The sequence below is a fragment of the Fictibacillus phosphorivorans genome (assembly GCF_007673525.1).
GTDB lineage: Bacteria > Bacillota > Bacilli > Bacillales > Fictibacillaceae > Fictibacillus > Fictibacillus phosphorivorans_C.
Map to the genome: position 1 here is coordinate 3205318 of NZ_VDZU01000001.1, position 20542 is coordinate 3225859.

Below are 20542 nucleotides of genomic sequence, written 5' to 3' on the forward strand. Positions count from 1 at the left end.
TATATTTTATGATGATAGGTAGTTTATAGAGTTGGAGGAATTATTGGATGCTCGACAAATCGTTTTTACAGATGAATACCGTATTTATAAGCATCCTCATCGAGGCACTTCCATTCGTTCTGATCGGGGTGCTTATCGCTGGTGTCATACAGATGTTTGTCACTGAGGAGATGGTGGCACGTATCATGCCTAAGAATAAGATAGGTGCTGTGTTATTCGGGGCTGTTTTAGGTGCAATCTTTCCGGCGTGTGAGTGCGGAATCGTACCGATCACAAGAAAGCTGATCGAAAAAGGTGTTCCTGTTTTTGCGGCCATACCTTTCATGCTCACAGGTCCGATCATCAACCCTGTCGTTTTATTTTCAACGTATGTTGCGTTCGGAAACAGATGGGAAGTTATGATCTATCGAGGCTCTCTTGCCATGATTGTTGCTGTTTTATTAGGTTTTATCCTTGCCGTTCAATTTAAAAATGTAAAAGTACTTAAGAATGAATTAGGTGCTGTTTCCCGCTCACCGTTTAACAACGAAACGGCAGCAACGGTCTCATCGCCAAAGATTTCTTTTTATAACAAACTGAAAGGTACGTTCGTGCATGCTGTAGAAGAATTCTTCTCTGTCGGAAAATACTTAGTGATCGGTGCTTTGATTGCTGCGAGTATGCAAACGTACGTAAAAACATCAACACTTCTAGAGATTGGACAAGGTGAAGTATCATCTTCTCTTGTGATGATGGGATTAGCCTTTATCCTCTCTCTTTGTTCAGAAGCTGATGCTTTCATCGCGTCTTCGTTTCAAAGTACATTTACAATCGGTTCAATCGTTGCGTTTCTTGTCTATGGTCCGATGCTGGATGTGAAGAACGTCCTTATGATGCTAGCGGCTTTTAAGAAAAAGCTCGTTGTTAGTCTTGTTGTATATATCACGATCCTTGTTCTAGTCGGATCTCTATTTCTTTAAAGGGGGTGCACATCTATGATTCGAATCCTGATCTTAATCGGATTTACCTTTTTGTTCATGCATCTGCATGCTACAGGGGATATTAGCAAATATATTAACATGAAATATTCATATATCTCGTTCTCTGCCATATTTATTCTTGGCTTTCTTACGCTCGTTCAGTTCTATATTTATGGAAAGAGTGATGATGGTGAACATGAACATGATGATTCATGCACACCTGATTGTGGACACGATCATCATAAAAAACCTTCTCGACTAAAAAATGTAACTGTAAACAGCATACTCATTTTCCCCATCATTTCTGGGTTATTCTTTCCTATCGCCTCTCTTGATTCTGAAACCGTAAAAACGAAAGGGTTCCACTTTAAAGGCCTTGAGAACGAAGGGGATTTTGGTGAGCACCAGTTTTTAAAGCCGGATACCAGTGTTTATTATGGAAAAGAAAGCTATAATTCTATCATGGATAAAGAACTGAAGCCCTTTACAAAAGGAAATCAGGTTGTACTTAACGATAAGAACTATCTAAAAGGCATGGAGAGCATCTATTATAAACCTGGCATTTTTCTCGGAAAAAATGTTCAGTTCAAAGGGTTTACTTACAATGCAGAAGATCAAACTGCTAAATCAAACGAACTTTTCCTTCTACGTTTTGGAATCATTCACTGTATTGCCGATTCTGGCGTTTTTGGCATGATGGTCGAATTCCCAAAAGGCACATCATTTCCTAATGACAGATGGATCGAGATTGAAGGGAGTATAGAAACCCAATATTATCAACCGTTTAAAGCCGATATTCCTTATGTAAAAGTGAAGGACTGGAAAGAAATCGAGAAACCAAAAGAAGAATATGTGTATCGAGGATATTAAAGGAACCGGACATTTTACGTCCGGTTTTTCTTTTTGCTTATATATTTTGCGATCGTATTAAATTCACGACGATTTCGCCGAGCTGTCTTCCAAGTGACAGCCCCTCATCATTATCTACTTTAAAATGGACACCAGCATATAACCTAGACATCGCGCACTCTTCCATGAGCCAGTGAATGCGATTTCTTTCTTGAGGAAAATAATAGCTTAGTATGGGTTCAGAACACCCTGCCATAACAGCATGTGCCGAAGGATAACCAGGAAAACTAGGCGTCATCAACACTGTCTTTAAGTTTTGGTCGTATTGACAGGGTCGAGCTACATCCCAAAGATATTTAAAATGCCACGTGATGACGAAAGCATCATTGATTGCAGCTTGATAAAACGCTAAAAATCTAGCAGCCTTTGTTGAAGCAAGTCCATATGTTTCCATCATCTGAAATACGACTGGAATGATCTGTTTATTCACTTCTCCGGCAGCCCACATTTGTGCAATGCGTATCTGTTCAGGTGTGATCTGCTGCATCACCTGTTGCACAATTTGAAGTTCATTGGCCCAATTAATAGTATTAGGATCCCTGATTCTCCACGTGATTTGATTACGAAACGGATCCAAGAATGTATTACTTTCTCGTGTTATAAAAAACATCGGCCAATTACCTGCTTTTGGCGTTACGGGTGTCGGGGGATAACTTTCACCCGGATAAGGTATTTTAGACCACCTCAAATAATTTCTCATCTCATCCCCCCTGTTTCACGTGATACCCCATGTTATGTGAAGGGACAAAATGATTAGAACAAAGTCATAATCTTAAAAGTGGTTAAACAAACATTTTCTATTCATATAGGAGATTAAGAGTAATTGATGTTCCCTAAGTGCCGTATATACATATACTGTTGTATAGTTGGCCAAGCTCTAACAGCTTGTGGCAGCTTTTTCAGTTGAAAGTTGGTGGAAGATTTGAAGAACGTAATAAAAAATGAAGTGTCCTTTAATGTGACTGACGATGAACAGTTCGCATCCTTTTGGAACAAGGTGTTTCCTAATCATTGGGAAGACTTTACGTTTCAAGTTTTGGATCATTTCTTACATCCGGACCGAAATTATTTAGATATAGGCTCTTGGATCGGACCCACTTTACTCTATGCAGCAAATAAGTCGAAACATTCGTTTGGCATTGAACCTGATTCAGTAGCCTATGAAGCATTGAAAACAAATATTAAGCTAAATCCAGAACTCAAAGAAAAAATTACGACTGTTAACAAAGCTCTATCTTATAAATCAGGGACGATGAACTTATATAAACGAACACAATTTGGTGATTCTAGTTCAAGTTTAGTTCGATCATTATCAGATGATTTTCAAACGGTTTCTGTAAGTACTCTTAAAGAATTAGTGTCTGATTATAAGATTACAGATCTCGCACTCATTAAAATGGATATTGAAGGAGGAGAGTATCTCCTCATTCCTTCTATGCAGAAATATTTAAAACGGTACAAGCCGCCTTTATATCTATCACTTCATCCTGAATTTCTAAAAAGCTCGATGAAAAAGAAATGTTCATACTTTTCGGAAAGAAAACTACGTAAATCTTATATAAAAAAAGTAAAAAAACTTATACAAAGTTTAGATATGTATGACTACATTTATTCCTCTCCTTCAAAGAGAATCGAAAAATCAAAATTACTTCAAGCTCTGTTAAAGAATGATGACCCGATCGAACTGCTTTTCACAACCACTGCCTTAACTTTAGATCAACGATAAGGTGTTGCCGAATGCGCACCTTTCCCTTTCATTCATTCCCTCTATTCAATCGGCTCCTCATTTGGTATCATTTCCCTTAAAACATGAGGAGCTGATTATAATGACTTTGCTTAAACAATCGTTTAACTTTGTTGCTGATTCGTATGAAAAGTACCGGCCAACTTATCCCCAAGAGCTTTTTGAGGACATTATTCGTTATGCAAACCTTGATGAGGATCATACCCTTTTGGAAGTAGGAAGTGGGACTGGTAAAGCTACAGAAGGTTTTGTTAAAGAAGGCATCTCAACCATCACTTGTATTGAATATGGCCTAAACTTAGCTCAGCTCACTCAGAAGAAGTTTTCATCGTATCCAGATCTTCGCGTAATCCATTCAAGTTTTGAAGATTGGAATCATCCAGAAAAGGTCAAATACAATCTTGTTTTTTCTGGAACAGCTTTTCATTTTATTCCTTATGAGACCGGGTATCGAAAAGCCGCCTCTCTTTTGAAAGATGATGGGGTATTAGCGCTCTTCTGGTTTGTTCATATTCCTTCTTATGAACCCGTGTACGTTTCTATTCGTAAAGCGTATGCATGCTTTGCTCCTCACTTAGAAGACAGTCATGCTCCTACCCTTGCTGAATTTATTGAGAAACAAAACAAACAGACGATGGCATCAGGAGCATTTCAAGATTTACAAACACATACATACACATGGAACCAAACCTATACAGCTGAAGAATATGTAGGATTATTAGATACACATTCTGGTCACCAATTATTAGATCCTGAACAAAAAGCATTGCTCTATGAAGAAATAAGAAATGCGATCCTAACGCAAAATTCAGGTGTGATTACAAAAACACATGCAGTTGCATTATTCTTAGCAAAAAAGAAGTGAAATTTTTAAAATCTATAAGCATTCCCCTTCAAATGTCCTGTTTTCTCTTTGTATGATATATTCCTAGGAAAGCTGTACTATTGTTTCGACAATTAAGAGGATATTTATCGATTGAGAGAGAATTATGGAGAAAACCAAGAAGGGAGGAAAAAAAATGAGTGAAGTGATCATCCGTCATCTTGTGAAACGTCATTTCACAAAGAAAAACATACAAGATCAGCATCTTCAACAGCTGCTTGTACATTTTCTTCTTTCAGCAAGGAAAGATAAACATTAAAAAAGATAAAGATATCGCCATCATATAATTCTTTTATTAAACAAGAGTATCTGATTTTTAGCAGATACTCTTTCTTATTTATGGGTGTTTAATGCTTTCGTTAATATTTTCAGAGCTTGCATGATCGTGTTTCTTTCAAATTCAGAGAGTCCTTCGATATTTTTATTGAGACGTGTACTCAAGATCGTATTTAAATGAGATAACGTACGAACTCCTTTTTCACTTAATAGAAGAAAAGAAATTCTTTTATCACTTGGATTCACGCATTTTTCAACAAGACCCATTCTCATTAATGATTTCACTTGCCTGCTGAAGGTCGTTATATCCACCCCAACGTTATCTGCAATGTGTTGCATAGAAGGCTTTGAGTGTTTACTGATCTCATAAAGAATATGACTAAGTGCTAAAGTCAAATCTTCATCTACCAAGCGACAACTGTTCTTTTGTATCGTTTCATATCTTCTACTTAAATTCTGCAGCAGATCTCTGACATCCTCCACAATTAAGCACCACCTTGTATCCACTATAAGGTATACGCCGAATTATTAAAATATTTTTAAAATAGCCTTAAAGTCAAAATAGGTTTTTTTACCTATATCCCTTCAAGGAATATCCTCTTTTTTTGGCGTATTCTGTAGATTCGAGAGTGTTTTTAGTAGAAAAGACTTATCCACATACAAGAAATAAGGTTTAATTGTTATTCTATAGTGGTACCCCATAGTTATAGAGATAAAATTTGGCAATTAAATGTTTGGGGGTATCATTGAATATGTACAGAGTGGAGCAGAAACGCAGCAAATTAGGTATGTGGCTCGAACAGCATAATAAAGATACTGATTGGTTGACCCGAACGTCTGGTATCGAAAGACAAACGATAGAAGAGCTCGCCTATAATCCAAATAAAAATCCAAGAATGATATGTTTACGGAAGATATTATATGCGGTAAAAAAGGTTGATCCTACTACTAAACTAAGTGATTTATGGGATATGAACTAATACAAGCACCTCAGACTAAAATGAGGTGCTTGTTTTTTTATGTTAATCTTTATTCAATAAATCATCTACTTTTGAACGCATAGAACTCACTACTGTTTTTTTGTATCGAACAGCAAGTAACAGCACAATTAGTCGTTTACGTAGAGACAGTTCATAATAACGTGGATTCTCTTTAAGGAAACTCTTAATGATGGAAAGCGCAGTTGGACTCACTTTATTGAAACGTTTAACTTCCTCCTCCTTTTTTAAAAATCTTAAGCTCTGTAACCAATCCTTTATGTCTGTTGTTCTAGGATGTTCATCGATCATACATAATGCATACTTACTTTTTGTGTGTTTTGTTAAATATTCATATCGATCATTACCGCTAATAACACTGTACCCCGTTTTCTTATCTCTCTTTACTACAAGCATATGCATAGAGTCCCACATTCGATTTTTTAGCATCTTCACGTGTTCCGTTAATTTTACCGTATAATCCGGCTTTATTTTAGATAGAAGAATATATTGAACATTCAACTTCATGCTATATCTCCTCTTTCCTGTGGAGCATCGTGTAAGTATTCTATGACAGTAAGTGTGCAAATGGTGCCTATGGATAATCGTCTAGGTTAGTTTTGAAAGTAGTTGATTTCCGCTATAGGTTGTTGTTTCCACAGGCAGACGTAGCTACAATATGAAACAACTTTAAGCAATAAGTAAAAAAGCCACTCCCCGCACGTTTTTTGCTAACGTAACGAGGAGTGACTCTTAAATGTTTTTATGCAGCTCTATTCTTCCGAATAAAATTACGAATATCACGATTTCCGATAAACTTCTTAGACTGCTCACACCAAAGCTTAAACGTCAATGATTTTAAACTAGTAAGAAGCGTAAGCGTTGGTACATCTTGAAGTCGTGGATCACTTTTATGTGCTTTTTCCAAGTGATAGTTCGGCACACGAGAGTTCAAGTGATGCACATGGTGAAAACCGATGTTCCCTGTAAACCATTGTAATACTTTTGGCAGTTTATAAAACGAGCTTCCTTTAAGAGCAGCTTCAACATAGTTCCATTTTTCGTTATGTTCGAAATACCCATCTTCAAACTGATGCTGAACATAAAATAACCAAACTCCTGAGAAAGTTGCAATGTAGAAGATCGGCAATTCAACTAATAAGAAAGCTTTCCAGCCAATCGTAAATCCAACTGCTAATACGATTGTTACAAGTGCGATGTTCGTTAACCAAACATGTATTTTTTCTTTCTTTGAAGCATTCTTTGCATTAAATCGATAATCGATCAAGAAAATATATAGTGGTCCGATCAAAAAGAGCACGATCGGGTTTCGGTATGTTCTGTATTGTAATCGTTTAAACCAAGAAGCTTCTGCGTACTCTTGAAGCGTCATTGTCCATACATCACCAACCCCACGTTTCTCAAGGTTTCCGTTCGTTGCATGGTGTGTTGCATGGCTATTCTTCCATTGTTCATATGAACAAAACGTAAACAGACCTGTAAAAATCCCCACGATTTGATTAGCTTTCCTGCTTTTGAAAAATGAATAGTGTGTGCAATCATGAAAGATGATAAATGTTCGAACTAGAAAGCCTGCTGCTGGCACTGCACAGAGAAGTGTCAACCAAAATGATATATTTAAACTCAAATAAGCCAATACCCATAGAATTAAGAATGGTCCTACTGAATTAACTAACTGCCATACACTCGCTGATATACGCGGGCGCTCAAATGGTGCTAATTTTTTCTTCCATTCACGAATGTCGTACTTCGAATGTTCGCTCATTAAATCAGTCTCCTTTAACTTCACATCTTCACTATCTTATCACATATTCTGAATTTAGCACCCACCTATATTTGTCGAATTGTGAACATATTATATGACTAGGTACTAAAACCACGTAAAAACCGGCCTCTCACAAGGGAGAAGGCCGGAAAATAAAATGTTATTTTTTATTTTTTTGCGTTGATATAAAGTTTGCCTGATGCTCTTTCGCTCGTTTTGTTGCCATAATCATCTGAAGCGATTACTTCAACTACTGCACCTGGTGCTTTAACATTTGTAGTTGCTGTGTAGTAGCCTTCGTAATGACCTTCAGATGTTTCACGCATTGGAAGCTCAGTTGCGTTCGCCACCCCGCCAGCATTTGTTAGCGGCATATGGATAACGAATACTGCATCCAATCCTGGCGCACTGTCGAATTCGATCTTCACAGACTCTCCGCTCTTCAGCTCTTTGTCTGTGTCTGGTTTCAAGTTTTCAACTACTGGCGCTTCAAATTGCGCATAAACGGTTACTGTCTTAGAGTGGCGATTTCCAGCTTTATCAAGCGCAACCACTTTGATCACATTTTCTCCTTCATTTAAGAGCATGCGGTGACTATAGTTACCGTTTTCATCAACTTGGGCTTTTTGTCCGTTTACTTTTACCCAATCTAGGTTCGTTTCATCAACTGTACCTTTTACAGTTACAGATTCCCGGTTTGTCTTTAGACCATCAGCCGGTGATGTGATGCTCACTTTTGGTTTTGTTTGATCAAGCGTCACTGTCACTGGTGCGGATTCATCTGTTGAACCGCTCTCAGTGAAGGCTTTAGCCGTTAAGGTGTTTGCACCCTCTTCTAACGTAACTTCAGCAGAGAATGTACCTTCGTTTGTCGTTTCTGCAGTAGCTACTTCCTCTCCATCTCTGTAGATTTCAACAGTGGTGGTCGGAGCAGCGTTACCTGTGACAGTTACTTTTTCTTCGTTTGTAAATGCTCCATCGACTGGAGAAGTAATGGATGGTGCCGTTACTTCATAGTTTACAGTCGCTCTGATCATATAGTTACCTTCTTCTTCTGGAGATTGAGACCATGCTCCACTCAAGCTCTGGAAGCTTCGTCCTGACCACTCTCCATCTTCATCTGTTGCAAGACCTGGTGTGTTCGGGTTCGCAAAGTTTTGGATATACACCATATAGAAGTCTCCTTCGACCATGATGCCGTGCTGACTTAAGTCAACATGTGTCCACTCGCCGTTACGTAATGCTGTAGCATCAAACGGTCCTGCGAGCTTTTTACCTGGTGTCCCATCCGGTCCACTTGCATCGTATACAGCTACTTGGAATGCTGTTCCACCTGGTACTGGCCATTCAGTATCCCAGAATCGGAATAGTCCTCCAGTTACAGCCGCTTTTTCATTACCATCTGCTAAAGACATCTTAACTGCCCAAGCGTTTCCTGCAGCATTCCATGCACGTGCATTTTCAGCTGTACCATCGTCATACCCAATCTCACCCGGGTAACCGATGAAAGGCTTTAACGCGATGTCTCGATCTGTTGTTTCGCCACCAGAAACGGTAACAGAAACTTCTTCTCCATAATAAGAAGGTGCAAGAACTTTAAGCGTGTATTCGCCTTCATAGGCAGAGATCTCATACGTACCATCTTCATTCGTCTGTACAGGTGCAATCGCAGCATCTTCCATGAGCATCACAGTAGCTCCTGCGATCGGTTCTCCTGTCACCTCATTCGTAACCGTACCTGACACGGTTCCTCTTGGAATTTCTTCAAGTGTAAAGTTCGCACGTGCTGTTCCGTCTGCTTCTAGTGTGATTGATTGTGTTTGCGAACGGAAACCATACGCCTCTGCTTGTACAGTATATGTTCCTGCAGCATGCGTTAAGCTATACGAACCATCTTGAGGATTCGTGTAAACAGAACGTCCTGTTTCAAGAACACTAACTTCTGCACGCATCGGAAGTGCTAGTGGAGCACCCTTACCATCTTTTGAAGGTTCTTTTTCAGAAGAAGGTTTCATCGGCTTGATTTTAGATGGATCCACTTTTGGTTTTGCTTGAGACATAGGCGCTTTTTCAACTGCTGGTGCTCCGCCAAGTTTTGCTTTTTTCGTTGGTGTAATTGGCTGGTCATGCAACTTCACATCATCTAGGTACCAGCCCGCTTTAACGACTGAACCGTCAGAAGTTACATTGAACGCAACGTAAATGCGTTGACCTGCATATTCACTTAAATCTACTTCTCCGTCAATCCAACCACCGGAAGTAGAGTTTACGCGAAGCTTTTGAGTCCAGTTTTCCATATCTGTTGATACAAACACGTGACCGTAATCATAGTTACGCTCTAGATCGTGCCACTGTTTAAATTGAAGGTATGTGTTCCCTTCAGGAAGGTCAACTGGAGGCATAACAAGTGTCATGTTAGCACTGTTCGCATAGTTTCCAGCAAGGCTTGAAGCATATACCTTTTCACCTGAGAATGCTGCACCAGGTCCGCTTGTTGGTACACCATGCTCCCAGCTGTTATTTGCTCCAAAAGATGTCCATCCTGTAGGATTTCCTTCAAAATCCTCACTGTATCCTGAAGAGATTCCAGGTAGCAGTGCAACTGTATAGTTATCAGTTGAAACGGAACTTCCTCCAAAATCGATGGCTGTCCATTTATAGATGATGGAATCACCCGTTAATGCTGATCCTGGAATAGAAGCGCTGTACGTACCTGATTTATAATCTCCACTTGTACGTTCAGCAGCCACATCTGTCCAGCTTCCGTCTTCGTTCTGATAACTTAATGCAACTGAAGTGACACTAATGTTATCTGAAACTTCTGCTTCAAGATTTAACGGCATCTCCTTGTAAGATTCAGTTGGTCCTTCATGTGTAATGGAAGGAGCTTCATTGTCTTCTCCTTCTTTCGTTACAGTTCCCTCAATTCTTCCTAATCCAGTTACTACTGAAGATACGGCTGTAAATGCGTTCACAAGTCCATGTCCATATCCATTGTTCGGAGATTCAGGGAAAGTCGCATCTGTAAGAGGAGTGGCTGAATTCAACAAGATCTCTTCAAGCTCTTCAACAGTCAGACTTGAATCAGCTTGCTTCAATAAAGCAACTACTGCTGAAACGTGTGGTCCGGCCATTGACGTACCATTCCAACCACCTTCATATGCACTTCCAGGAACCGCTGACCGGATATTTACTCCCGGTGCTGAGATTTCAGGTTTTGTCTCGTCATATGGAGAAGGTCCTTGAAGTGAGAAACTTGCTAAAGTGTTATTGATATCTGTTGCACCTGTTGCAAAAGATTCTGGATAGTTTGCTGGAGTTGCAACTGATCCAGGCCCACCTGGGTTAAAGATCGTTGTGTTACCTGCAGAGAATTCTGGGAAAATCTCAGCAGATCGCCAAGCTTGAACCATCTCTCTGTACCATTCATCAAGTCCTGCTCCGCCACCCCATGAGTTGTTTACAACATCTGGCGCTTTTTCAGGGTGCGGATTACCTTCTGCATCTTTTGGCGCTAAGATCCACTCACCGGCTTCAAGAAGATCAACATCTGATCCACCTGATGCAGAGAACGCTTTTACAGCAATCCATTTTGCTCCTGGAGCAACACCGATCTTATTGCCTCCGTTCGGTTCAGCACCTACCATTGTTCCCATCGTATGTGTACCATGTCCATCATCATCATATGGAGTAGCTTGATTACCAACAGGATCGAACCAGCTGAACTGGTGATCTGCTGCATCTGGATTTTGAGGATTGTATCCGCGATACTTTTCTTTTAGTGCGGGGTGGTTCCATTGAACACCTGTATCGATATTGGCAACAACTGTACCAGCTCCATCAATACCCATTCCCCAAACCTCAGGAGCACCTACACGTTCGATATTCCATTCAATAGAAGAAGTATCGTTTTTCGGTTGCACCTGTAGTGATGACTTTGGAAGTTGCTTTTCTGGAAGCTTTACAGAACTTACAGGTTGAATAAGCTGTCTTGTTTCATTCGGAAGAACTTTTTCAACTTCTGGAAAAGCTGCGATTTCTTCCATTACTTCTTTTGTTGCCGTAACGGCCATACCGTTAACAACATAAAAAGATTGGATTTTTTCAGCTTTACCTGCTTTTTCTTGTTTTTCTAAGTATTTTTTCGTGTGCTGTTGAGTTTCAAGCGCATTGGCGCGAAGTGTGGAAACGATCGTAGAACGTTTCATTAATTTTGTTTGATTAGAAGAAAGTTTTTGAGATTTAGCTTCTTTAGCAGCTTTTTTTGCCACTGCAGCCGTATCTACTTGTTCTTTGAACTTAATGAGGAATGTAACTTTATCCTTCTTGCTGAATTGCTCGTTCAGTTTCTTTGCAACCTTGCTCGTCTTACCGTCTAATGCTGCCTCTTTCGCTGAAGTAGAAGCCTTACCTTTAGTAGTTGCAGCATTCGATTGAGATGGGAACATCATTGGAACAATCATTAAAAAAGCTAAAAATACGGATAGCCATCGTACTTTTCTTCGTTTTTTACTCATGTAACTTTTCCCTCCCTGGTCTATTTGTTTTTGGTTGATCTAACCTAGCAAGAATTCTGTCACACCTCCTGTACTTTTTATGAAAATATAGTAATTCTTTGTTGTTATATAAAGGTTAACGGAATGACTCTGTAAGATTATGTAATATTTTGTCGCAGAAAGTACTAGTAATTGGAAAATAAATCCTTTGTATGACAGCTATTTTACTAACTCGTGACTTTTGGTTAGTCATTTTTTTCTATATATTATTTTTTTTCAGATTACGAAACTTATGGCACGGTACATATCTACTTATTTTTGTAATATAAAATAACCGAAGTGAAAAATGAGGACTCAGTCCCTTTATCGGTGTTAAAAATAAACTAGATTAATTCCAATATTTTCTTTGTTTTTTACAATGGCAGTGATATAAGAAGATTCGCCAATCCTTCAGTGAGGCATTGTTCCTTTCTTAGATGCAGGTCTTATGTTGGAAAAAGCGGTATATTTTCCTATTAAAGTTACAAACTATTAATTGAAATACTATGGATTGTAACAATATCTTCAGTTCAATCTCTATAAAATGTCGGTTTTTGACAAGGGTTCTCTCGTAAAGAATTTTGATGTAAACAAAAAAACCTTCCTCTAAACGAGGAAGGCAATGATTATTCTGGCCGTTCTAACGAAAACGTTTCTCCAAGCTTTACATAGTTCGTTCCTGCTAATCTGCCAACAGGCTTTAGCTTATCAGCATCTATTCTACCATTCTGATAGAGTTCATCTGAGATATGATAATGAACAACTCTTCCGATTAATAGATCAGTAGAGGGCTTGTCGGGTGTACCACCAAGTGGAATAATCTGTTCAACTATACATTCCATGCGTATTTTGGATTCAGCGATACCTGGAACTCCTACTTTGACCGATTGAGCTTTTGTTAAATTTGTAAGTTCAACTTCGCTCTGATCCGGCTCAAGGTTGGCAGCGGTTTGATTCACAGCATTAATATACGTTTCGTCTGGAATATGAACTACGAATTCACCTAGCTCTTCTGCATTTCGTGACGTATCTTTTTGATTACCATCTTTCCTCCCAACGGATATGGCGATCAGAGGAGGATCGGAAGTTAACGCATTAAAATAGCTGAATGGTGCAGCGTTTAGGACACCATCTGATGATAGAGTGGTAACGAACGCAATCGGTCTAGGAATTATACTTCCGGTTAGAAACTTATAGTTCTCTTTTACGGATAATTCTTGAGGATCGATAGACTTCATGATTTTTCACCCGCTTTACTATTTTTTAAGCTGTTATTGTAACTCTTGTAACTCTTTAAATAGCAGATAATGATTCAATTGTGACAATAGGCTGTCTCTATGATCTAATCGTCTTATCTTTTGACTTATTTTTAACAAATATGACTTATAGCAAGTGTTTGCTGAACCACTCAGCTGCTTCTTCCACTTCAGCTCTTGATAACTGATGGCCCATGTCATCCCATTTCAGATGTACTTTTGCGCCTGCGTTGTTCAACAATTGCTGCAACTCTTCTGTTTCTTGAGGGGGGCAGATCGGATCGTTTTTCCCTGCACCGATAAAAACAGGAAGTCCATCTAGCTTTGGAAGTTCAATTCCTCGTCTAGGGACCATCGGGTGGTGAAGAATTGCTCCTTTTAATGATTTTTCATAGTGAAAAATCAGACTTCCTGCAATGTTAGCACCGTTCGAATAGCCTACTGCTACTACTTGATCGCGGTTAAAATCATACTTATTTGCTGCTTCTTCAATAAAATCGTAAAGTTCTTTTGTTCGAAAGATTAAATCTTCTTCATCAAATACACCTTCTGATAAACGGCGGAAAAATCTCGGCATGCCGTTTTCAGAAACATTTCCTCTAACGCTCAACACAGATGATTCTGGTGAGATCATTTCTGCTAACGAAAGTAAGTCCTTCTCATTTCCTCCAGTACCGTGTAATAACAGAAGTACCGGCTTGTTTACATCTTTCCCTTTTTTGAATAGATGGATCATTGGATATCCTCCTTTAAAATTCTTGCTTCTGCGGGTTGTAGATGATTTTCAATTTGTTCTCGATGAGGCTCAAGCCATGGTGGAAGCAATAATTTCTTCCCTAACTCTTCTTCTGGCTCATCGCGAGTAAACCCTGGTGGATCAGTCGCGATCTCAAACAGTATGCCGCCTTCTTCCCTGAAATAAATAGCATTAAAATATTGTCGGTCAATGATTTCTGTTACTTGAAACTCATTTTGTTTTACATGCTGCTGCCATTGTTCATGTTCTTCATAAGATGAAGCTCGCCAAGCGATGTGGTGGACGGTACCTACTCCACTCACTCCCCTTGCTTCAGGCGATAGTTTGATATCAATCACATTTCCAATGTCACTTTTTGCATGAAACCGGATATAATCTCCGTCTTGCCCTACTTTTTCTAACCCCATCACTTCTGTAAGAACTCGCTCAGTCTCCTGTGGAGCTGCTGATAGAAGTATAGCGCCACCAAATCCTTTAATAGCATGTTGAGGAGTGACCTCGCCAAATGACCATTCGCTATTCTTACCTTCTTGCCTTGCAACAATTTCTATACGCAATCCATGAGGATCAAGAAATTCTAGATATTCTTCTTGAAAACGAACGGTCTTTTTATACTCTACCGAGAATTTCACAAGTCTTTCTTCCCAAAAAGGTAAGGAACCTTCTGGTACAACAAAAGATGTAGTTCCTACTTGACCTGAGCCTACTCTTCCTCTATAAGCATCTGGCCAAGGAAAAAACGTCATGATCGTTCCTGGACTTCCTCCTTCATCTCCAAAATAAAGGTGATACGTTCCTGGATCATCAAAGTTTACAGTTTTTTTAACAAGTCTGAGGCCAAGAACACCTGCATAAAAATCTACATTCTCTTGGGGATTACCAACAATCGCAGTTATGTGGTGAATACCATCCGTGTGCATCGTCATATCCAATACATCCTTTCAGTTACGTATAACTTATTTTTTGTAAGTTAAGTATATGATTATCACTTACTTTTGTCAAGTAACTATATTACATTGATATGAATGATTGTAAGTAAGCATGAACACCATTAACTCCTATTTATTATGGACGGACAAGAGTTTACTTAAGCCTATACCCCTTCATACTTCTGTGAAACAATAAACAAGAGGGGGTGTTTCCGACAATCTGTGACAGAAATAAAAAACCACGTGGAATCTGTAGATTCCACGTGGACAAATTTGATTTGTTGTATTTGTTTGGGGTCAGACCCCTCTTAGAAGTCGAAGTTGTCTGGATCTGGACCGATGCGACGATCCTCATTTAACGCATCAATCTTCGCCATATCTTCTAGAGATAGTTCAAAATCAAAGATATCTGCATTCTCTACGATTCGGTGTTGTTTAACAGATTTCGGAATCGTTACAACGCCATTTTGAACATCCCAACGTAGGATGATCTGAGCTACAGATTTACCGTGTTTCTCTGCTAGTTCAACCAATGATGGCTCTTCTAACAATTCACCTTGCATCAGCGGGCTCCATGCTTCGAGTTGGATGTTGTTATCTTTACAGAATAAAAGAAGCTCTTTTTGTGCCAAACGCGGATGGTATTCTACCTGGTTCACCATCGGCTTGATCTCACAGTCTGCCAAGATATCTTCTAAGTGATGCACTTGGAAATTAGACACACCAATCGCTTTTACTTTTCCGTCCTTGTAAAGCTTTTCAAGCGCACGCCACGTTTCTTTATACTTGCTCTTTACCGGCCAGTGAACAAGATACAAATCGAGATATTCGAGCCCAAGTTTGTTCATGCTCTCTTCAAACGCTGCAAGTGTTGACTCATAGCCTTGATCTTTATTCCATACTTTAGTCGTGATAAACAATTCTTCGCGAGGAACACCCGCTTCTTTTATAGCTTGTCCAACACCTTCTTCATTTTTGTAGATGGCTGCTGTATCAATACTCTTATATCCTGCTTCAATCGCCCATTTAACAGAATCTATTACTTCTTGTCCTTCTTCAACTTTAAATACACCAAGTCCAAACCATGGCATCTTAACTCCATTGTGTAAGACAGTAGTATCTTGCAATGATTTAATCGTTGTCATCTGTTTAATAGCCTCCCATTATAAAAGACAAATTTTGTTCCCTAAAAAGATATTGTCACATTCTGCTGTAGAAAGGAAACATTTCGACTTTTAGAAGGTATTTAAATCCTTCTATGGAAGTAGTATCCAACACAATATGAAAATGGGGTGTTGGTGTGAAGGACAATCTGATTCAATTTAAGACTAAAAGCGAATCATCTAAATCTATGCCTGAACAAGAATTTACCCTGATTCAGGAGATACGTGAACTTCTATCAGAATTTCACTGTAATTATCCTTTAGTAACAAAAAAAGCGATCCTACTTCGTATCGATCAACTAACAGATGAACTCATCTTCAATAAAAGATAATTAAAAAGAAAATTGTCTTTGATACACATTCAGCAGAACATCTAACTCTTGACTACACTTAACCGTTTCATTGCTGGTTAAGCCATTGCGATCCGCAACTTCTACCAGCTTCTCTTTTTTTTCTTTTATACATTCCATGAGAAGAGAGTTATTCCATTCTTTTTTCTCCACGAAAATCCGCTCCTCTTGTGTCGTTTTTATATACCTCTCGCTTATTATGACTGCTTTTCTTATCCTTGAAAATAGATTCACCAAAAGAAGAAGTAATCTTACAAAAGCGGACAATTTTTTACATAACATATCGTCAGAAAGACCCAAGAAATCCTTCAATATGATTCAATATTCAGCCGCATTCGCCTGCTTCTTACGAGTAACACTAGCATTTCCACTCGCAAAAGAAGCGTTTTTATAGTCTCTTTTCTAAAAGATTTATTTCCCTGATAAAAGAAAAAAGGATGGGCGACTTCCCATCCTTTTAACCTTTTTTATCATTGTAATAGTTTACAGAGTACATAGCTCCTTCTTCTACCATCTTGTTGTCATCAACATCCATCGGATCAGGATGACCTGCTTTATTGATAGGTAGTTGCGTACGATCGATGTGATGAGGTCGAACTCTTCGTTTCATATCCTTAAATTTCATTTTTGTTTTAATACGGTTTGGTTTGAAAGAGAGCCATACTAACGCTCCTGTACCAAGCCCAATCAAGGCCCAAGATTGTGTTTTCAATAACTTACTCGTTGTTTTCATTTGAGTTTGAGTTGAAGTTTGCATGGATAACGCCTCCTTGCTTACATTTACCCCATTTCCATACATTCGTAACATCACATTTTCTTTTCAAATATTACATCTGCCTATTTCCTCAAAATCTAAACATTTGTCCATACACGCTTTCTGGAGATTACATATACTGTATCGAAGTCGAAAGTACACTTTTAAGGAGGAGTTTTTAGAATGTATGCAAATTCACCGGTAAATGCTTCACTTGCAAACGCACCAGTATATGGTGGCGGATATGGTTATTGTGGTGGCGGAGGTTATGGAAAGAGTTTTGCGATCATAGTAGTTCTATTTGTCCTTCTGATTATTGTTGGCTGTTCGTGGGCATATAAAGGCAAAGATTGCTAATTTTATGTGCAAAAAAAAGAGGTGCGGGTTTAGTCCCCACCTCTTTTTTTATTTACAGAAACGGTTTTACTGTTTTCTTAGGAGCTACTGTCCTAACGAAATCAATAAGTCTTGTGCTAATCCACTGACACATTAATGCGAATAGAATAATCTCAAGCCCTAAAGTTAACGATGTTCCTAATAATACAAAACTATTGATAAAAAAAAGGATGGTGCCTGGCTTCTTACCAGTCCATTTAGAAATAATCAGCGCAACGATATCCATCCCACCTGAAGATGCACCGAATCTAAACAGAATACCTACCCCTGTACCGAAGATAATCGCTCCGTATACCACATCAACTAGTGTACCGTTAAAAGGAGTGATTGCATGAGTAGACATCCAATCCACAACGATGGATGTAATTGCTACACAATAGATCGTCCATAATGCTGTTTGTTTACCGAGCGTCTTTAACGCCAACAGCAACAATCCAAAATTTATCGTCCATAATGTTAAACCTAGTGATACATCGAAAAAATAATCATTTAGTATGGCAACACCCGCTACACCGCCAGAAGGGATATTGTGAGGAAAAAGAAATGCCGCCATAGCTAGTCCTTGCAAAAAAGCTCCAAACGTTAACCACAGAATTCGCCGCAAAACAAAAACCCTTTCTCTTTCGTTGTTGATTCCCTCCTTCATATTAGACCTCTTCACCTGAATTGCAAGATGTTTCACAAAATAAAACACATATACGCAAATGTCTGATCATATCTTTATAATGATTACTCCTTTTTAGAGGAATAGGGCCCTGTTCATCTCTTTTGCGGGAATAACACGAAATGTGGGAGCAGCAGAAAGGTGGACAAGAAAATTGACACAATACAGTAAAAGAGAAATCGAGATACTTGAGCAAAAAGCGCGCGACGAGCACAAAGAAGCTGAACAAGCACGTTCTGTAGTTGGTGATGTTTATATTCAAAAAAAATTCCATGAAAATCGATCAACGGTCCAACCTAAAAAAAACAAATAAAAGAAAGCAGTCGTATGGCTGCTTTTTTTATGTTTCTCTATATTTTTATGATAATGTGCCTGTTCCTAAACTTCGTAATGCATCAACAGCTCCCCTGCTATCTTCTCCAGTTGCAGAAACGCAGCAGACCCCTTGCATGCCATTTAAAAGACTCATACTAAGGTGGCTTTTTGCATTGATTCTTAACGTGTTACATTCAAAAAAGATTTGGCATTGTTCAAACTCATTCGCTTTAACGACCATCTCATGAATCCAAGTTGGTCTGATTTTCTCTTGTACCATAAAGTAAGTTTTCATTGTATGACCCTCTTTCAGTCCTCTTCATTTTTTATTTTACTAGCGAAATGTAAAGAGCGTTTTAACTCCATGTTAGAGTTTTATGGCTTATGCATTCAATTTATGAAGAATCTGAAAAATAATGGTATGAAAAAAGAACTATTTTGCAACATTATGAGTATGACTGAAAAAGGAGTACAATTATGGCTTATTACATAGCATGCGATTATGATGAACCCGATCGTCAAAGTTACAGAGGTATCGTAATCATCGATACATTAACAAACGAGGTAGCACACCGTTTCTTTTCTGGAGACTTTAATCAGGATTTCCAAGAATACAGAAGCTGGTTAGAAGACACAGAACCTTATTACTTCGAAGGTGATAGTTTGTTACATTTCGTTGGTGATCTGCATGATCCTGCATTAAACGAAAACGATGAGTTTTATCACTAGAGAACTTCTCTTCTTCATTAGCATTTGAAGAGACTGTGTAATCATTGTTGCTTTTAAGAATAATGATTTCATTCTAGATTACTCACAGCCTCTTGTAACCCGTCGAGGCAACATTCCTTAAAAATAAGCAAAATAAAAACACCATTCAAAAAAGTTGGATGGTGTTTTTTACCCATTTCTAGTCTTTATTCGTAGAATCAATGATTCGGATAGGATTGCCTGTTGCATCTTGGTAGATAGCATATCTTCCAGGAGGAATGGTGCAAGGTAATTTAACGAAGTTCAGCTTTCCCTCATGTTCATGATAGAAATCATCTACACTATCTACTAAAAATACGCCGCCTGGTCCAAGATCATGTTCATCTTCCTCAATCATCAACTGCACTTCACTATCTTTCATCGACATCCCTAGTACTTGATTACCTTCACGCCAGGCTTCAGTCATGCCAAGACCTTCATAATATTGCTGAGACTCTTGTAAATCTTTTACTGGGTGAAACAAAAACGCTAGCTTCATATCAATACCCCCTCGTAAAAAATTCGTGATCATGTGCTAGATTTATATTCATTTTTACTTTTATGTATTCGTTAAATTCCCTCTCTTCTTCTTTATTTCCTGCTCCTTTTTATAAAAAGCTCTATTTTAGAAAGTCTGTTTTCTTATGCATCGTTCCTTTCAAAATGATTGGTCTTTATTCACTCTAGAAGTTTTCTAAAAAATCTCTAAAGAGCAAGATAAAAGACTGATCTATCTACACGATGTGTGTAGTATAGGATCAGTCTTAGAAAACTTAATACGGATACGGCGGATATGGATATGGCGGATAGACAGGATAGATTGGGTACGGTCGTGGTGCTAATGCTAGACCTGCGATGGTTCCAAGTGTTAGTCCTACTAATGCAGGAGCAAAAAAGAAGCGGTTGCTGCTCTCGTCCTGACCTTCTGAACTATACGGTAGAATATACGCTTTACTCTCATCTACATGCTTAAGAACACCATGATATCTTGTGCCACAATGACAATCAATATATACCGATCTGCCTAAATAACTACGGCACAGGTGATACGTTTGGTATGACAAAGGGTAAACCTCCCAGCTTGTTTTTGCCTTCTCTACACCATATGTCCAACCTGTTATTTTGACAGAGACAAGAGTCTA

The 20542-nt window shown here is 38.7% G+C and carries 25 protein-coding genes; 10 read left to right on the forward strand and 15 right to left on the reverse strand.

Going from position 1 to position 20542, the window contains the following annotated elements; all coding sequences use genetic code 11:
- Positions 1–47: 47 nt before the first annotated feature.
- Both FS458_RS16090 and FS458_RS16095 read left to right on the forward strand, forming a co-directional pair.
- A complete protein-coding gene (locus FS458_RS16090; protein WP_144702495.1) occupies positions 48–959 on the forward strand; it encodes a permease in 912 nt (303 codons plus the stop codon).
- 15 nt (positions 960–974) lie between these two features.
- Entirely contained in the window at positions 975–1829 is an 855-nt protein-coding gene (locus FS458_RS16095; RefSeq protein WP_144702498.1) for a TIGR03943 family putative permease subunit, read from the forward strand.
- Between the two features lie 37 nt (positions 1830–1866).
- On the opposite strand, the gene FS458_RS16100 is transcribed toward FS458_RS16095, so the two are convergent.
- The gene (locus FS458_RS16100) at positions 1867–2568 is read right to left on the reverse strand and encodes a vanadium-dependent haloperoxidase (protein WP_144702501.1); all 702 of its coding nucleotides are present in this window, start codon (positions 2566–2568) and stop codon (positions 1867–1869) included.
- Between the two features lie 222 nt (positions 2569–2790).
- On the opposite strand from FS458_RS16100, the gene FS458_RS16105 reads away from it, so the two are divergent.
- From FS458_RS16105 to FS458_RS21125, 3 genes are all read left to right on the forward strand, one after another.
- Complete coding sequence (locus FS458_RS16105; RefSeq protein ID WP_186320586.1) at positions 2791–3594, forward strand: FkbM family methyltransferase; 804 nt, start codon at positions 2791–2793, stop codon at positions 3592–3594.
- Positions 3595–3694: 100 nt separating this feature from the next.
- On the forward strand, positions 3695–4477 hold the full coding sequence (locus FS458_RS16110; RefSeq protein WP_144702507.1) for a class I SAM-dependent methyltransferase: 783 nt from the start codon (positions 3695–3697) through the stop codon (positions 4475–4477).
- A gap of 154 nt (positions 4478–4631) precedes the next feature.
- Positions 4632–4754, forward strand: a complete 123-nt coding sequence (locus FS458_RS21125) for a hypothetical protein (protein WP_255520062.1) — start codon at positions 4632–4634, stop codon at positions 4752–4754.
- A gap of 74 nt (positions 4755–4828) precedes the next feature.
- On the opposite strand, the gene FS458_RS16115 is transcribed toward FS458_RS21125, so the two are convergent.
- Positions 4829–5254, reverse strand: a complete 426-nt coding sequence (locus FS458_RS16115) for a MarR family winged helix-turn-helix transcriptional regulator (protein WP_186320587.1) — start codon at positions 5252–5254, stop codon at positions 4829–4831.
- Positions 5255–5517: 263 nt separating this feature from the next.
- Here FS458_RS16115 and FS458_RS16120 point away from each other — a divergent pair, with 263 nt between their 5' ends.
- Positions 5518–5751: an XRE family transcriptional regulator gene (locus tag FS458_RS16120; protein ID WP_144702513.1), complete on the forward strand. Its 234-nt coding sequence runs from the start codon at positions 5518–5520 to the stop codon at positions 5749–5751.
- A gap of 42 nt (positions 5752–5793) precedes the next feature.
- On the opposite strand, the gene FS458_RS16125 is transcribed toward FS458_RS16120, so the two are convergent.
- The 7 genes from FS458_RS16125 to FS458_RS16155 form a co-directional block, all read right to left on the reverse strand.
- Positions 5794–6276: a hypothetical protein gene (locus FS458_RS16125; RefSeq protein WP_144702516.1), complete on the reverse strand. Its 483-nt coding sequence runs from the start codon at positions 6274–6276 to the stop codon at positions 5794–5796.
- Between the two features lie 235 nt (positions 6277–6511).
- Positions 6512–7534: a fatty acid desaturase gene (locus tag FS458_RS16130; protein ID WP_144702519.1), complete on the reverse strand. Its 1023-nt coding sequence runs from the start codon at positions 7532–7534 to the stop codon at positions 6512–6514.
- A gap of 167 nt (positions 7535–7701) precedes the next feature.
- Positions 7702–12051, reverse strand: coding sequence for a S8 family peptidase (locus FS458_RS16135; RefSeq protein ID WP_144702522.1), 4350 nt, complete (start codon positions 12049–12051; stop codon positions 7702–7704).
- A gap of 644 nt (positions 12052–12695) precedes the next feature.
- A complete protein-coding gene (locus tag FS458_RS16140; RefSeq protein WP_144702525.1) occupies positions 12696–13307 on the reverse strand; it encodes a flavin reductase family protein in 612 nt (203 codons plus the stop codon).
- 145 nt (positions 13308–13452) lie between these two features.
- Complete coding sequence (locus FS458_RS16145) at positions 13453–14061, reverse strand: alpha/beta hydrolase (RefSeq protein ID WP_144702528.1); 609 nt, start codon at positions 14059–14061, stop codon at positions 13453–13455.
- A complete protein-coding gene (locus FS458_RS16150) occupies positions 14058–15008 on the reverse strand; it encodes a ring-cleaving dioxygenase (protein ID WP_144702531.1) in 951 nt (316 codons plus the stop codon). The genes FS458_RS16145 and FS458_RS16150 overlap by 4 nt, the downstream gene beginning before the upstream one ends.
- A 311-nt stretch (positions 15009–15319) precedes the next feature.
- The gene (locus FS458_RS16155; protein WP_144702534.1) at positions 15320–16156 is read right to left on the reverse strand and encodes an aldo/keto reductase; all 837 of its coding nucleotides are present in this window, start codon (positions 16154–16156) and stop codon (positions 15320–15322) included.
- A gap of 155 nt (positions 16157–16311) precedes the next feature.
- Here FS458_RS16155 and FS458_RS16160 point away from each other — a divergent pair, with 155 nt between their 5' ends.
- On the forward strand, positions 16312–16506 hold the full coding sequence (locus FS458_RS16160) for a hypothetical protein (RefSeq protein WP_137790405.1): 195 nt from the start codon (positions 16312–16314) through the stop codon (positions 16504–16506).
- Here FS458_RS16160 and FS458_RS16165 read toward each other — a convergent pair whose 3' ends face one another.
- A complete protein-coding gene (locus FS458_RS16165) occupies positions 16507–16677 on the reverse strand; it encodes an aspartyl-phosphate phosphatase Spo0E family protein (protein ID WP_370568694.1) in 171 nt (56 codons plus the stop codon).
- A gap of 304 nt (positions 16678–16981) precedes the next feature.
- Positions 16982–17281: a hypothetical protein gene (locus FS458_RS16170; RefSeq protein ID WP_144702537.1), complete on the reverse strand. Its 300-nt coding sequence runs from the start codon at positions 17279–17281 to the stop codon at positions 16982–16984.
- Positions 17282–17461: 180 nt separating this feature from the next.
- On the opposite strand from FS458_RS16170, the gene FS458_RS16175 reads away from it, so the two are divergent.
- On the forward strand, positions 17462–17635 hold the full coding sequence (locus FS458_RS16175; RefSeq protein WP_082861284.1) for a YjcZ family sporulation protein: 174 nt from the start codon (positions 17462–17464) through the stop codon (positions 17633–17635).
- Positions 17636–17687: 52 nt separating this feature from the next.
- Here FS458_RS16175 and FS458_RS16180 read toward each other — a convergent pair whose 3' ends face one another.
- Positions 17688–18320 (reverse strand): YitT family protein, encoded by a 633-nt coding sequence (locus tag FS458_RS16180; protein ID WP_144702540.1) that lies wholly within the window; start codon positions 18318–18320, stop codon positions 17688–17690.
- A 172-nt stretch (positions 18321–18492) separates the two neighbouring features.
- On the opposite strand from FS458_RS16180, the gene FS458_RS20820 reads away from it, so the two are divergent.
- A complete protein-coding gene (locus FS458_RS20820) occupies positions 18493–18651 on the forward strand; it encodes a hypothetical protein (protein WP_186320588.1) in 159 nt (52 codons plus the stop codon).
- A gap of 45 nt (positions 18652–18696) precedes the next feature.
- Here the strand turns inward: FS458_RS20820 and FS458_RS16185 are convergent, their stop codons facing one another.
- Complete coding sequence (locus FS458_RS16185; RefSeq protein WP_144702543.1) at positions 18697–18948, reverse strand: HPr family phosphocarrier protein; 252 nt, start codon at positions 18946–18948, stop codon at positions 18697–18699.
- A gap of 182 nt (positions 18949–19130) precedes the next feature.
- Here FS458_RS16185 and FS458_RS16190 point away from each other — a divergent pair, with 182 nt between their 5' ends.
- On the forward strand, positions 19131–19382 hold the full coding sequence (locus FS458_RS16190; protein WP_144702546.1) for a hypothetical protein: 252 nt from the start codon (positions 19131–19133) through the stop codon (positions 19380–19382).
- Between the two features lie 178 nt (positions 19383–19560).
- Here FS458_RS16190 and FS458_RS16195 read toward each other — a convergent pair whose 3' ends face one another.
- Positions 19561–19899, reverse strand: a complete 339-nt coding sequence (locus FS458_RS16195) for a VOC family protein (RefSeq protein ID WP_144702549.1) — start codon at positions 19897–19899, stop codon at positions 19561–19563.
- A gap of 274 nt (positions 19900–20173) precedes the next feature.
- Entirely contained in the window at positions 20174–20464 is a 291-nt protein-coding gene (locus tag FS458_RS16200) for a hypothetical protein (protein WP_137790410.1), read from the reverse strand.
- Positions 20465–20542: the final 78 nt, after the last annotated feature.